The 13,699-nt window shown below is 61.6% G+C and carries 12 protein-coding genes and 1 riboswitch; of the genes, 9 read left to right on the top strand and 3 right to left on the bottom strand.

All coding sequences use genetic code 11. The annotated features are described in order from the left end of the window. Nucleotide 1 precedes the first annotated feature (1 nt). Nucleotides 2-1,516: a tripartite tricarboxylate transporter permease gene (locus tag PspS49_RS07170; protein ID WP_007911435.1), complete on the top strand. Its 1,515-nt coding sequence runs from the start codon at nt 2-4 to the stop codon at nt 1,514-1,516. Then, on the top strand, nt 1,509-2,543 hold the full coding sequence (locus tag PspS49_RS07165) for an AbrB family transcriptional regulator (protein WP_038358335.1): 1,035 nt from the start codon (nt 1,509-1,511) through the stop codon (nt 2,541-2,543). The genes PspS49_RS07170 and PspS49_RS07165 overlap by 8 nt, the downstream gene beginning before the upstream one ends. 127 nt (nt 2,544-2,670) lie before the next feature. Here the strand turns inward: PspS49_RS07165 and ung are convergent, their stop codons facing one another. Beyond that, entirely contained in the window at nt 2,671-3,363 is a 693-nt protein-coding gene (gene ung, locus PspS49_RS07160) for a uracil-DNA glycosylase (protein ID WP_007911441.1), read from the bottom strand. Nucleotides 3,364-3,495: 132 nt separating this feature from the next. Here ung and PspS49_RS07155 point away from each other — a divergent pair, with 132 nt between their 5' ends. Then, entirely contained in the window at nt 3,496-4,608 is a 1,113-nt protein-coding gene (locus PspS49_RS07155; protein ID WP_160038659.1) for an enoyl-CoA hydratase/isomerase family protein, read from the top strand. A 54-nt stretch (nt 4,609-4,662) separates the two neighbouring features. Here PspS49_RS07155 and PspS49_RS07150 read toward each other — a convergent pair whose 3' ends face one another. After that, nucleotides 4,663-5,070, bottom strand: coding sequence for a hypothetical protein (locus PspS49_RS07150; protein ID WP_127926187.1), 408 nt, complete (start codon nt 5,068-5,070; stop codon nt 4,663-4,665). Between the two features lie 57 nt (nt 5,071-5,127). After that, the gene (locus PspS49_RS07145) at nt 5,128-5,346 is read right to left on the bottom strand and encodes a hypothetical protein (RefSeq protein WP_150749320.1); all 219 of its coding nucleotides are present in this window, start codon (nt 5,344-5,346) and stop codon (nt 5,128-5,130) included. A 166-nt stretch (nt 5,347-5,512) separates the two neighbouring features. Further along, nucleotides 5,513-5,613, top strand: a riboswitch (guanidine-I (ykkC/yxkD leader). Nucleotides 5,614-5,676: 63 nt separating this feature from the next. Here PspS49_RS07145 and PspS49_RS07140 point away from each other — a divergent pair. The 6 genes from PspS49_RS07140 (at nt 5,677) to uca (ending at nt 13,681) form a co-directional block, all read left to right on the top strand. After that, nucleotides 5,677-6,744 carry a putative urea ABC transporter substrate-binding protein gene (locus tag PspS49_RS07140; protein ID WP_160038658.1) on the top strand — a complete coding sequence of 356 codons (1,068 nt, stop codon included), beginning with the start codon at nt 5,677-5,679 and terminating at the stop codon, nt 6,742-6,744. 18 nt (nt 6,745-6,762) lie between these two features. Next, nucleotides 6,763-7,578, top strand: coding sequence for an ABC transporter permease (locus tag PspS49_RS07135; RefSeq protein WP_160038657.1), 816 nt, complete (start codon nt 6,763-6,765; stop codon nt 7,576-7,578). Continuing rightward, complete coding sequence (locus PspS49_RS07130) at nt 7,575-8,363, top strand: ABC transporter ATP-binding protein (protein ID WP_160038655.1); 789 nt, start codon at nt 7,575-7,577, stop codon at nt 8,361-8,363. The genes PspS49_RS07135 and PspS49_RS07130 overlap by 4 nt, the downstream gene beginning before the upstream one ends. A 25-nt stretch (nt 8,364-8,388) precedes the next feature. Beyond that, complete coding sequence (locus PspS49_RS07125; RefSeq protein WP_160042474.1) at nt 8,389-9,114, top strand: urea amidolyase associated protein UAAP1; 726 nt, start codon at nt 8,389-8,391, stop codon at nt 9,112-9,114. A gap of 11 nt (nt 9,115-9,125) precedes the next feature. Then, a complete protein-coding gene (locus tag PspS49_RS07120) occupies nt 9,126-9,767 on the top strand; it encodes an urea amidolyase associated protein UAAP2 (protein ID WP_127926182.1) in 642 nt (213 codons plus the stop codon). A 281-nt stretch (nt 9,768-10,048) separates the two neighbouring features. Continuing rightward, nucleotides 10,049-13,681, top strand: a complete 3,633-nt coding sequence (uca, locus tag PspS49_RS07115) for an urea carboxylase (RefSeq protein ID WP_160038653.1) — start codon at nt 10,049-10,051, stop codon at nt 13,679-13,681. Nucleotides 13,682-13,699 lie beyond the last annotated feature (18 nt).

The raw sequence follows: 13,699 nt of genomic DNA, 5'->3' as shown, positions 1-13,699 counted from the left end.
TATGGATACCCTCGGTTATTTGGGTCAAGGCTTCGGCGTCGCGCTGAGCCCGTACAACCTGGTCACGGCCCTGACCGGCACGCTGATCGGCACCGTCGTCGGCCTGCTTCCGGGCCTCGGCCCGATCAACGGCGTGGCCTTGCTGATCCCGATCGCTTTCGCCCTCGGCCTGCCGCCGGAGTCGGCGCTGATCCTGCTGGCAGCGGTGTATCTGGGCTGCGAATACGGTGGCCGGATCAGCTCGATCCTGCTGAACATTCCCGGCGAAGCATCGACCGTGATGACCACCCTCGACGGTTACCCGATGGCCCGTAAAGGTCTGGCCGGTGTGGCGCTGTCGTTGTCGGCGTGGAGTTCGTTTATCGGCGCGTTTATCGCCACCTGCGGCATGGTCCTGTTCGCGCCGTTGCTGGCGAAATGGGCGATAGCCTTCGGGCCTGCGGAATATTTCGTGCTGATGGTGTTTGCGATTGTCTGTCTCGGCGGCATGGCCGGGGATCGACCGTTGAAAACCTTTATCGCGGCATTGATCGGCCTGTTCCTGTCGAGCGTCGGCATCGACGCCAACAGCGGCGTGTACCGTTTCACCGGCGACAACATTCACCTGACCGACGGCATTCAATTCGTCGTGCTGGTGTTGGGCCTGTTCTCGGTCAGTGAAATTCTGTTGCTGCTGGAGAAAACCCATCGCGGCCAGGAAGCGGTGAAAGCGACCGGGCGGATGATGTTCAACTTCAAGGAAGCGTCGTCGGTGTTCGTGGTGAACATCCGTTGCGGTCTGCTCGGTTTCATCATGGGCGTGTTGCCGGGTGCCGGCGCGACGCTGGCCAGCGCCGTGGCTTACATGACCGAAAAACGCATCGCCGGTGCCAGTGGCAAATTCGGTCAGGGTGACGCCCGTGGCCTCGCCGCACCGGAAACTGCCATCGGTGCTTCGGCCTGCGGTGCGCTGGTGCCAATGCTGACGTTGGGTGTGCCAGGTTCGGGTACCACGGCGGTGATGATTGGCGCCCTGTCGCTGTACAACATCACCCCGGGCCCGCTGCTGTTTCAGCAACAACCGGACATCGTCTGGGGGCTGATCGCCTCGTTGTTCATCGCCAACATCATGCTGGTAATCCTCAACATCCCGATGATCCGCATCTTCACCCGCATCCTCGCGGTGCCAAACTGGGCACTGGTGCCGGTAATCGCGATCATCACCGGGATCGGCGTCTACGCGGTGCACGCCACCACGTTCGACCTGTTCCTGATGGTCGGCATCGGCATCTTCGGTTACATCCTGCGCAAGCTCGACTTCCCGTTGTCGCCGGTGCTGCTGGGCTTCATCCTCGGTGGCCTGATGGAGCAGAACCTGCGTCGGGCGCTGTCGATTTCCAACGGTGCACTGGAAATCCTCTGGTCGAGCCCGATCACCTTCGGTGTCTGGGTGCTGACCGCGATCATGCTGCTGATGCCGCTGCTGCGCATCTGGCGCAAACGTTCGGTCGCGCGTCGCGCCATTGCCGATGTTTGATCGCGCCTCACTGAAATCCTGGTGGGGAACCCCGCTGGTCGGTCTGCTGGGCGGTTACCTCGCCAGCCAGATCGGCTGGCCACTGCCGTGGATGGTCGGCTCGTTGCTGGCGATCATCCTCGTGCGCTGCCTGACCCCGTGGCAACTCACGGAAATCCCTGGCGGCCGCAAGTGCGGCCAGTGGATCGTCGGCATCGGCATCGGCCTGCACTTCACCCCGGTAGTGATGGAGCAGGTGCTCAGTCATTTCGGTTTGATCTTCTTTGGGGCGCTGGTCACCAGTGTCTCGGCGGTGGTCGGCGTATGGTTGATGCGCCGTACCGGTGAAGATCGCGCGACAGCGTTTTTCTCCAGCATGCCCGGCGGTTCCGGGGAGATGGTCAACCTTGGCGCGCGTAACGGCGCGATGCTCAGCCACGTCGCGGCGGGACAGAGCTTGCGGGTGTTGGTGGTGGTGCTGTGTGTGCCGGCGGCGTTCAAGTATCTGCTGGGTGATGGCACACCGATTTCCCACGCTGGCAGCGTCGATTGGCGCTGGCTGGCGATTCTGTTTCCGGCGGGCGGTTTGCTCGCGTGGCTCTGGCAGCGTTTGCGCCAACCCAATCCTTGGCTGTTCGGGCCGTTGTTGGTGAGTGCCGCGGTGAGTATTGGCTGGGATCTGCACATTGGCTTGCCCAATGGCGGCAGTCAGATTGGCCAGTGGTTGATTGGCAGCGGTTTGGGGTGCCATTTCAACCGGCAGTTCTTCCGCCGCGCGCCTTCATTCATGGGGCGGACGTTGATCGGAACGGCGTTGACCATGTTGATCGCGACACTGGCGGCATTGGGGTTGAGCGCGCTGACCCATCTGGATCTGCGTTCGCTGACACTGGGCATGATGCCCGGCGGGATCGCCGAAATGAGTCTGACGGCGGAGACGCTGCAACTGTCAGTACCGCTGGTGACAGCGATGCAGGTGATGCGGCTTTTGTTTGTGCTGTTTCTGGCTGAGCCGTTGTTCAAGTACTGGAATCGTAATCCGGAGTAAGACCGCGTCGCCCTTTTCGCGAGCAGGCTCGCTCCCACAGGGTTTTGAGGTGTGCGCACAATCTGTGGCAACCACAAGAACCTGTGGGAGCGAGCCTGCTCGCGAAGGGGCCGGCTCAGTCAGCGCATCAAATCGGCGGCAAACGCCACTCGATCGGCGTCTCGCCATTCTGCTCGAGAAACTTGTTGGTCCGGCTGAAATGCCCACAACCCAAAAACCCGCGATACGCCGACAGCGGCGACGGATGCACCGACGTCAGCACCAGATGCTTGGTCGCGTCGATCAGCTTCTGCTTGCTCTGCGCATGGGCGCCCCAGAGCATGAACACCAGGTGCGGCTGCCGTTCGCTGACCAGTTCAATGATCCGGTCGGTGAAAAACTGCCAGCCCTTGTCCTTGTGCGCATTGGCGTTGGCGCGCTCGACGGTCATGGTCGTGTTGATCATCAGCACGCCCTGATCGGCCCAGCTCTGCAGGTAACCGTGATTGGGAATGTCGATGTTCAGATCGCGTTTCAACTCTTTGTAGATGTTGACCAGCGACGGCGGCGCCGGCACGCCCGGCTGCACCGAAAAGCACAAACCATGGGCCTGGCCCGGGCCGTGATACGGGTCCTGGCCGAGGATCACCACCTTCACCTTATCCAGCGGCGTCGAATTCAGTGCGTTGAAAATCATCGGTCCCGGCGGATAGATTTCCTTGCCGGCCGCCCGCTCCTGCTGCAGAAACTGGCGCAACTCTGCCATGTAAGGCTGGTCGAACTCAGCACGCAGTGCCTCCTTCCAGCTCGGTTCGAGTTTGATACGGTCGTCAGCAGTCATGGTCATACCCGGCAAAAACAATGGGGCGAACCCTAGGAAAGCCGGCCACGCTTGTCAATTGATCTGACGCAGATCCGGCACTTTCCCACACAACGATCATACTGATCGTTCAAATTCCCGATCGAGGTCACGATGAATCTGCACTTCGAAGAACTCACCGGCACCGACGGCGCCCGCATCGGTATCGCCAGCCTGGATGCTGAAAAGTCGCTGAACGCGCTGTCCCTGCCGATGATCAACGCCCTCAGCGACAAACTGAACGCCTGGGCCAAGGATGCGCAAATCGTCTGCGTGCTGCTGCGCGGAAATGGCGCCAAAGCGTTCTGCGCTGGCGGCGAGGTGCGCAGCCTGGTGGAAGCCTGTCGCGCTCACCCCGGCGAAGTACCACCGCTGGCCGCGCAGTTTTTCAGCGCGGAATATCGCCTGGATTACAGCCTGCACACCTATCCGAAACCGCTGATCTGCTGGGGCCATGGTTACGTGCTCGGTGGTGGCATGGGCCTGTTGCAAGGCGCCAGTACGCGGATTGTTACGCCGAGCAGCCGTCTGGCGATGCCGGAAATCAGCATTGGTTTGTATCCGGACGTCGGCGCCAGTTGGTTTCTCGCCCGGCTGCCGGGCAAGCTCGGTTTATTTCTGGGCCTGACCGGCGCGCACATGAACGGTCGGGATGCAATTGATCTGGATCTGGCCGACCGCTTCCTGCTCGACGAACAGCAGCCGCAACTGATCGAAGGCCTGTTGCAGCTCAATTGGCAGGAACAGACCGACGTGCAACTCAACAGCCTGCTCAAGGCTTTGCAGCAAGAGGCCGTGGCGCAGATGCCCGAGGCGCAATGGTTGCCACGGCGGCAGCAGATCGACGAATTGCTCGATGTCAGCGACGTCACCTGCGCCTGGAAAGCCATCGGCCTGCAACGCGACAGCAGCGATCCGTTGATCGCGCGGGCGGCGAAAACCATGAGCGAAGGCTCGCCACTGACCGCGCATCTGGTCTGGGAACAGATCCTCCGCGCCCGGCATATGTCGCTGGCCGAAGTCTTTCAGATGGAATACACCTTGAGTCTTAATTGCTGCCGGCATCCGGAGTTCAGCGAAGGGGTTCGCGCGCGCTTGATTGACAAGGATCAGAAGCCGCACTGGCATTGGCCGGACATCAACACTGTGCCGGATGCAGTGGTGGAGGCGCACTTTCACAAGGTTTGGGAGGGGCGGCATCCGTTGGCGGATTTGACGCAGTATTAAAATCCGGGCACAAAAAAAGCGGCGCTATATGCGCCGCTTTCTGTTGGCGGGTGATTACCAGCGGTTGCCACGCCCGTTGTGGTCGCCACGTCCGCTGTGTCGGTCGTAGTTGCCACGACCGCGGTGATCGTTATCCCAACCGCCGCGACGGTGGCCATCCCAGCGTCCGCGATCATTGCCGTGCCAGCGACGGCTTTCGTAGTGACGCGGGGCCGGTTGATAGTAACGCGGCGCCGATTGGTAATAGCGCGGTTGCTGGTAATACCGCGGTGCTGGCTGGTAATAGCGTGGTTGCGCGTAATACCTGCTGCCACCGTTGTAATACGTGCCGCCAGTGTTGTAGTAGGCCGGTGCGGGTGATGTGTAGACCTCTGAGCTGTAATACGAGTCAGCGTAGGAGTACGGGACGCAACCGGTAACGGAAAACATCAACGCAGCAAGCAGAAGAATTCGTCTATACATGGCGGCCTCCTGGACCGCGGGTTGGCCATACCAGCGACGCTGGCAGGCGACAGTCATTTAATCGGTGACTGTCGAAAAATCAGACAGCGTTTTCGGCATCTGGTGCGTCCCTGCAACAAGTTGAAACAAGTGCTCTATGAAACCTTGTTCATCCGCAAAAACGCCATCATTCAGCCGCTGATTAGTGGTGCCCACGGTGATATCCGCCGCCGTGATAACCCCGTCCGTAACCGCCTCGATGCCAACGGCGCAAACCATCGGATCAGCGGCAAACACGCTGCATCACGGTGCAGCCGCGCACCAACACAAAGCGCCTCAGCGCCCGCGCCGCCACCCCTAAGCAACCCGCGCGCCCGTGCCAGAGCGCCTGACGCGACTTGGCACGCGTCTCGCTTTAGCAAACCCGTGCAGGAGTCATCACAGGTTCGCGGCACCACAATTTGCAATGGCTGACTAGGGTTCCGGCTCGCAATCGCGAGTGGCTGGTCCGAGAGTTGGCGACCTCCAGTTGAGGTTACACGGCGGGACAAAAGCCCGGGAGACAAGCCACCGTTCGCGGTGCCGCGTTGCCTTCCTGTCCGCCCTTGATCAACTGGAGAACCCACCATGACCCGACTACGTTTGCCCGCCCTGCTCGCCGCCGCGTTCGCCGCGCTCATCAGCAGCCAAGCCCCCGCCGCCCAGAAAGATCACTTCAGCGTGTGCTGGACGATTTATGCCGGCTGGATGCCATGGGAATACGCCGGCAGCCAGGGCATTGTCGACAAATGGGCGAAGAAGTACGGCATCAAGATCGACGTCGTACAGCTCAATGACTACGTCGAATCGATCAACCAGTACACCGCCGGCCAGTTCGACGGCTGCACCATGACCAACATGGACGCACTGACCATTCCAGCGGCTGGCGGCGTCGACAGCACCGCGCTGATCGTCAGCGATTTCTCCAACGGCAACGACGGCATCGTCCTCAAGGGCGACGGCAAGAAAGTCGCCGACCTCAAGGGCATGGACGTCAATCTGGTCGAGCTGTCGGTTTCGCACTACCTGCTGGCCCGCGCGCTGGATTCGGTCGACCTGACCGAGAAAGACCTGAAAGTGGTCAACACTTCCGACGCCGATATCTCTGCCGCCTTCAACACCGAGCAGGTCAACGCCGTGACCACCTGGAACCCGATGCTCTCGGACATCAAGGCCAAACCGGGCGTGACCGAAGTGTTCAACTCCAGCCAGATCCCCGGCGAAATCATGGACATGATGGTGGTCAACAGCGCCACCCTCAAAGACAACCCGGCGCTGGGCAAAGCGCTGACCGGGGCGTGGTTCGAAGTGGTCGAGCTGATGAACGCCAAGAACGCTGCAAGCAAAGCCGCACTGGAACACATGGCCAAGGCCTCGGGCACTGATCTGGCCGGATTCCAGGCGCAACTCGACACCACCAAACTGTTCGCCACACCGAGCGAAGCGCTGAGTTTCACCACCAGCAAACAACTGCCGGAAACCATGCGCAAGGTCGCCGAGTTCTCCTTTCAGCACGGCTTGCTCGGGGAAGGCGCGAAGGACACCAGCGCGGTTGGCATGGCGTTCGCCAACGGCGTGACCAGTGGTGATACCGGCAACCTCAAGCTGCGTTTCGATCCGACCTACGTGCAGATGGCCGCCGACGCCAAGCTGTAAGCCACGGAGGATTTGGCCATGCGCCTGATCAATCGCCACCCGGATCGCCCCAGTCGCCTGTTGCTGGTGATCCTGCCGTTCGCTCTGCTGCTGTTCGCCTACTTCATGGGCTCGGCCGAGCGCCTGGCGGACAACCCCAACGACAAACTGCTGCCCAGCGCCGTGCAGATGACCGACGCGGTGAAACGTCTGGCCTTCAATGCCGACAGCCGCACCGGTGACTACCTGTTATGGCAAGACACCGCGTCGAGTCTGCGACGCCTGGCCATCGGCCTCGGTATTGCTGCGCTGGCCGGGCTGTGCCTGGGCATCGCCGCCGGCACGCTGCCGCTGTTCGGTGCACCTTTGTCGCCACTGTTGACGGTGCTGTCGATGGTGCCGCCCTTGGCGATCCTGCCGATTCTGTTCATCGTTTTCGGATTGGGCGAGTTGTCGAAAATCATGCTGATCGTGATCGGCATCACCCCGGCGCTTGCTCGCGATCTGGAACAGCGCGCGCGGGAAATCCCCGTCGAACTGCTGATCAAGGCGCAGACCCTCGGCGCCTCGACCTGGACGCTGATGCTGCGCGTGGTGCTGCCGCAACTGCTGCCGCGTTTGTTGATCTCGTTGCGACTGATGCTGGGGTCGGCGTGGTTGTTCCTGATTGCCGCTGAAGCGATCGCCTCCACCGACGGTCTCGGCTACCGGATTTTTCTGGTGCGGCGTTATCTGGCGATGGACGTGATCCTGCCGTACGTGGTGTGGATCACCCTCCTCGCCTGGCTGATGGATTGGGGCCTGAAATACCTGACTAGTCGCGCATTCCCTTGGTATGAGGGGGCGACCAAATGAGCTTCATCGCGGTAAAAAACGTCTGGCAGCAATACGCCGATCAGGTGGTGCTGGAAGGCTTGAACCTGAGCGTCAACGAGGGCGAGTTCTGCACTTTGGTCGGCGCGTCCGGTTGCGGCAAATCGACCTTCCTGCGCCTGCTGCTCGGTCAGGAAACGGCGAGTCGCGGCGAGATCCTTCTCGACGGTCAAGCGCTGGCCAGCGAACCGGATGCCAGCCGTGGCGTGGTGTTTCAGCGCTACTCGGTGTTCCCGCATTTGAGCGTGCTCGACAACGTCGCCCTCGGCCTTGAATTGCCGCGTGCGCCGTTGCTGGGGCGGTTGTTCGGCAGCGCCAAACGTGAGGCACGCGAACAGGCAGCGGCGTTGCTGGACAAAGTCGGCCTCGGCCATGCGCTGGATAAATACCCGGCGCAACTGTCTGGCGGGATGCAGCAACGCTTGGCGATAGCCCAGGCGCTGATCATGAAACCACGGGTGTTGCTGCTCGACGAACCGTTCGGCGCGCTCGATCCGGGCATCCGCAAAGACATGCACGCGTTGCTGCTGGAGTTGTGGCGCGAGACGAAACTGACGGTGTTCATGGTCACTCATGATCTGTCCGAAGGCTTCAGCCTCGGCACGCGTCTGCTGGTGTTCGACAAGGTTCGCCTCGACCCGCACGCCCCCGGCGCCTATGGCGCGCGCATCACCTACGACATCCCTTTGAACAGCGACCGCCGCGCCCAACGCGCCGCCGTCGACGCCCTGCCGTTGCCACTGGCAGGCGCCCTTCGCACCGCTTGAGAGGACTGCTCCGATGAATAAACCGATGACCGATTCGACCCAACTATTTCCACCGTTCGCCGAAGAAATGCTCCCCGGCGGCGGCCACCGTTCGTTCGTGCTGAAGCGCGGCCAATTGCTGCGCCTGACCGATCTGCGCGGCGGCGCCAACGTCAGCCTGACCCTGCTCAACGCCAATGAAAAAACCGAACGGCTGAACCTGCCCGACAGCCTCAAATGCCAACATACCGCCAATCTCACCAGCGGCCACTGCCTGTACTCGGACATGGGCCGCGTACTCGCCGCAATCACCGCCGACACCTGCGGCTGGAGCGACAGCCTCGGCGGCGTGCTCTGCGCCGAAGAAGTTGCACAAAAGTACGGCCAGGGCCGCTATCAGGAACTGCGCAACGGCTTCTTCCGCAACGGCACCGACAACCTGCTGGTGGAGCTCGGCAAGTGGGGGCTGGGCCTGTCCGATCTGCTGATGACGCTCAATCTGTTCAGCCGCGTGAACGTCGATGAGGCCGGGCGCTTCCATTTCATCGAGGGCAATTCCAAGGCTGGCGATTACATCGAACTGTACGCACCGATGGACACGCTGGTGGTGCTCACCGCGCTGCAACACCCGATGGATCCGGCGCCGGAATACGCGCCAAAACCGCTGAAGCTGAGCTGGATGAACGCCGACGCCAGCGTCGCCGAACACTGCCGCACCTCGCGCCCGGAAAATGAGCGCGGCTTTATCAACACCGACCGTTTGTTCGCCTGAGGATCGCTGCCATGTCAGTTGCTATCGCCACTTCGCAAAACCAACCCGACACAGCGGTGTATCGCGCCACGATCCCGGCTGGCGAACCCTGGCTGATGGAGGTCAAGGCTGGCCAGACCCTGCGCATCCTCGACCTGGAAGGCAATCAGGCCGTCGATACGTTGTTCTACAGCCTCGCCAATCCCAAGGAACGCTACGACGTGCAGCGCACCTTGCGACGGCAGAACAGCGTCTACCTGAGCACCGGCAGCGTGCTGTATTCCAACCTCGGCCACGCGATGCTGACCATCGTCGCCGACACCTGCGGACGCCACGACACCCTCGGCGGTGCCTGCGCGCAAGAGAGCAACACCGTGCGCTACGCCCTGGAAAAACGCTACATGCACAGCTGCCGCGACAACTACCTGCGCGCCTGCGCCCATGACGGGCGACTGGGCAAAGGTGACATCGGACCGAACATCAATTTCTTCATGAACGTACCGGTCACGGCGGATGGCGGGCTGACCTTCGAGGACGGGATTTCTGCGCCGGGCAAGTACGTCGATTTACGTGCCGAGATGGACGTGATCGTGCTGATTTCCAACTGTCCGCAGTTGAACAACCCGTGCAACGCCTATAACCCGACACCTGCGGAGCTGCTGGTATGGAACTGAATTTAAATCGACTGCGCCGTTGGCTTTTCGCACTGTGCCAGGCGCGCTCCGGGCAGTGCCTGAAATCCCCCAAACACCCCTAAACCCTGTGGGAGCGAGCCTGCTCGCGAATGCGGTGTGTCATACAGCATTGATGTGGCTGATCCACCGCCTTCGCGAGCAGGCTCGCTCCCACAGGGGGGTTGTGATGGGTTTGAGTGAAGTGGTTTTTTCATCCGGGACGGCCCGGATGTCTGTCGAAAAACAGCGGGACGGCCCGCTTCCCCTTCAGGGGTTATGCCATGTTCGAAAAAATCCTCATCGCCAACCGTGGCGCCATCGCCTGCCGCATCCTGCGCACCCTCGCTGCACTGCAGGTCAAAGGTGTAGCGGTGTATTCCGAAGCCGACGCCGCCAGCCTGCACATCCTGCACGCCGATGAAGCGCACAGCCTCGGTGAAGGCGCTGCTGCCGGCACTTATCTGGCCGTCGAAAAGATCCTCGCCATTGCCAAACAAAGCGGCGCCACGGCGATCCATCCCGGCTACGGATTTCTCTCGGAAAACGCTGCGTTCGCCGAAGCCTGCGAAGCGCACAACATCGCCTTCATCGGCCCGACGCCGGAGCAACTTCGCGTGTTCGGCCTCAAGCACACCGCCCGCGCGCTGGCCAAACAGCACGGCGTGCCCATGCTCGAAGGCACCGAACTGCTCGACAGCCTCGACGCCGCGCTGATCGCAGGCGAACAGGTCGGCTACCCGGTGATGCTGAAAAGCACCGCTGGCGGTGGCGGCATCGGCATGCGCGTGTGCCGTAGCGCCAGCGAACTGAGCGAGTCGTTCGAAGCGGTGAAACGACTCGGTCAGAACAACTTCAGCGACGCCGGGGTGTTCATCGAAAAATACATCCAGCGCGCCCGGCATCTGGAAGTGCAGGTGTTCGGCGACGGTCACGGTGAGGTTATCGCGCTCGGCGTGCGCGACTGTTCGGTGCAACGGCGCAATCAGAAAGTCCTCGAAGAAACCCCGGCGCCGAACCTGCCGGGCGGCATGGCTGATGAGCTGTGCGCGGCGGCGATCAAACTGGCGAAAGCCGTGAGTTATCGCAGCGCCGGCACGGTGGAATTCGTTTTCGACAGCGAGGCGCAGCGCTTCTATTTTCTCGAAGTGAACACCAGGCTGCAGGTGGAGCATGGTGTGACCGAACAGGTCTGGGGGGTGGATCTGGTGCGCTGGATGGTTGAGCTGGCCGCCGGTGATCTGCCGCCGCTGAGCGAGTTGTATCGCCAGCTGAAACCTGAAGGCCATGCGATTCAGGCGCGGCTGTACGCGGAGGATCCGGGGCGCGACTTCCAGCCGAGCCCAGGTCTGCTGACGGCGGTGGAATTCCCCCTGGCCAACGGTATTCAGTTGCGCATCGATACCTGGGTCGAGGCCGGCTGCGAGATTCCGCCGTATTTCGATCCGATGATCGCCAAGCTCATCACCTGGGCGCCGACCCGTGAACAGGCGCGCGCCGAGTTGCATCAAGCGTTAGGCGGCAGTCTGTTGTACGGCGTGGAAACCAACCGCGATTACCTGCGGCAGATTCTCCTCGACACTCCGTTCGCCAGCGGTGAGCCGTGGACCCGTTGTCTGGAAGGTCTGGTTTATCGCGCCAACACTTTCGAAGTGCTCAGCGCCGGCACACAAACCAGCGTGCAGGACTATCCCGGCCGCCTCGGTTATTGGGCCGTTGGTGTGCCGCCGTCGGGGCCGATGGACAGCCGCGCATTGCGTCTGGGCAATCGCTTGCTCGGCAATGCTGAAGGCGCGGCGGCGCTGGAAATCACCATGAGCGGGCCGTTGCTGCGCTTCAACTGTGCAGCAGTGATCGCGGTGACCGGCGCGCCGATTGCCTTGACGCTTGAAGGCACAAGCGTGCCGATGAACACCGCGCTGCTGATCCCGGCGGGTGCGACGTTGCATCTGGGCAGCATCAGTGGCGCCGGGGCACGCAGTTATCTGTGCCTGCGCGGTGGTTTGCAGGTGCCGGATTATCTGGGCAGCAAAAGCACTTTCACTCTGGGTCAGTTTGGTGGGCATGGCGGGCGGGCGTTGCGTGCCGGGGATGTGTTGCATGTGCCTGCGCTGGCCGACCGTAGCAGCGGTCAACAACTGGCACTCCAGCACATTTGCGAGTTGCCGACGGTGCGGCAGATTCGGGTGATCTACGGCCCGCACGCTGCACCGGAATACTTCACCGAAAACTACATCGGCACTTTTTTTGAAACCCAGTGGGAAGTGCATTTCAACTCCAGCCGCACCGGTGTCCGCCTGATCGGGCCGAAGCCGGAATGGGTGCGAGCCGACGGTGGCGAGGCCGGGTTGCATCCATCGAACATTCACGACAATCCGTATGCCATCGGCGCGGTGGATTTCACCGGCGACATGCCGGTGATCCTCGGCCCGGATGGTCCGAGCCTGGGCGGTTTTGTTTGCCCGGTGACGGTGATCGAAGCGGATCTGTGGCAACTAGGGCAGCTCAAGGCTGGCGATAAAATCCAGTTCATCCCGGTCAATCTCGAAACCGCCCGCGATCTCGCCCTGAAATGGGATCAATGTAGGAGTGAGCCTGCTCGCGATGAAGTTGATGCGGTGCCTGAACTGGCCTCATCGCGAGCAGGCTCACTCCTACAGGGGCTTTTGTCACCTGTGGTGTTGGAGTTGGGTCAGGGGGATGTGCGGCTTGTTGCGCGGGTTTCTGGCGATACTCATTTACTGTTGGAAATCGGCGAGCCTGAACTCAATCTCGTCCTGCGCTTCCGCGCCCACGCCCTCATGCAAGCGCTGGAACACAAATCCTTGCACGGCGTGATCGACCTCACCCCCGGTATCCGCTCGCTGCAAATCCACTACCAGCCCGAGCAGCTGCCACTCGCCGATCTGCTCGGCATCGTCGCCGGCGAATGGGACGCGGTGTGCGCCGCCAACGACCTGCAAGTACCGTCACGCATCGTCCATTTGCCGCTGTCCTGGGACGACCCGGCCTGCCAGTTGGCCATCGAGAAATACATGACCACCGTGCGCAAGGACGCGCCGTGGTGCCCGAGCAATCTGGAGTTCATCCGCCGTATCAACGACCTGCCGAACCTCGACGAAGTGCAGCGCACAGTATTCGATGCGAGCTATCTGGTGATGGGGCTCGGCGATGTCTATCTCGGTGCGCCGGTGGCCACGCCGCTCGACCCGCGCCATCGTTTGGTGACTACCAAATACAACCCGGCACGCACCTGGACCGCCGAGAATTCGGTAGGCATCGGCGGCGCCTACCTGTGCGTGTACGGCATGGAAGGCCCGGGCGGTTATCAGTTTGTCGGGCGCACCTTGCAGATGTGGAACCGCTATCGCGAAGTCGCCGCGTTCGACGGCAAACCGTGGCTGCTGCGCTTCTTCGATCAGATTCGCTTCTATCCGGTCAGCGCCGAAGAACTGCTGCGCATCCGCCGCGATTTTCCGCTGGGCCGCTTCGATCTGAACATCGAACAGAGCCAACTCAACCTCGCCGAGTATCAGGCGTTTCTCAATCGTGAAGCCGAGAGCATCAGCGCGTTTCGTGCTCAGCAACAAGGCGCATTCAATGCCGAGCGCGAACGCTGGATCGCCAGCGGTCAGGCGCATTTCGATAGCGAAGAAGCCGTGGCGCCATCCGCCGAAGACGCGCCATTGGCCGAGGGTGAACACAGCGTCGACAGCCACATTGCCGGCAATCTCTGGCAGGTGCAGGTCGAGGCCGGCAGTCGCGTCGCAGCAGGCGACGTGCTGGTGATTCTCGAGTCGATGAAAATGGAAATCCCGGTACTCGCGCCGCTGGCCGGGGTGGTGCGCGAGATTCGCGTGCAACCCGGTTCAGCGGTGCGCGCCGGACAACGGGTCGTGGTGCTGGAACTCGACTGAAGCCAATTGGATAAGGAT

Origin of the sequence: Pseudomonas sp. S49 (assembly GCF_009866785.1) — a bacterium.
Taxonomy (GTDB): Bacteria; Pseudomonadota; Gammaproteobacteria; order Pseudomonadales; family Pseudomonadaceae; genus Aquipseudomonas.
Note: the sequence above shows the minus strand (reverse complement) of the source record. Positions and strands in the feature narration are given on the sequence as shown.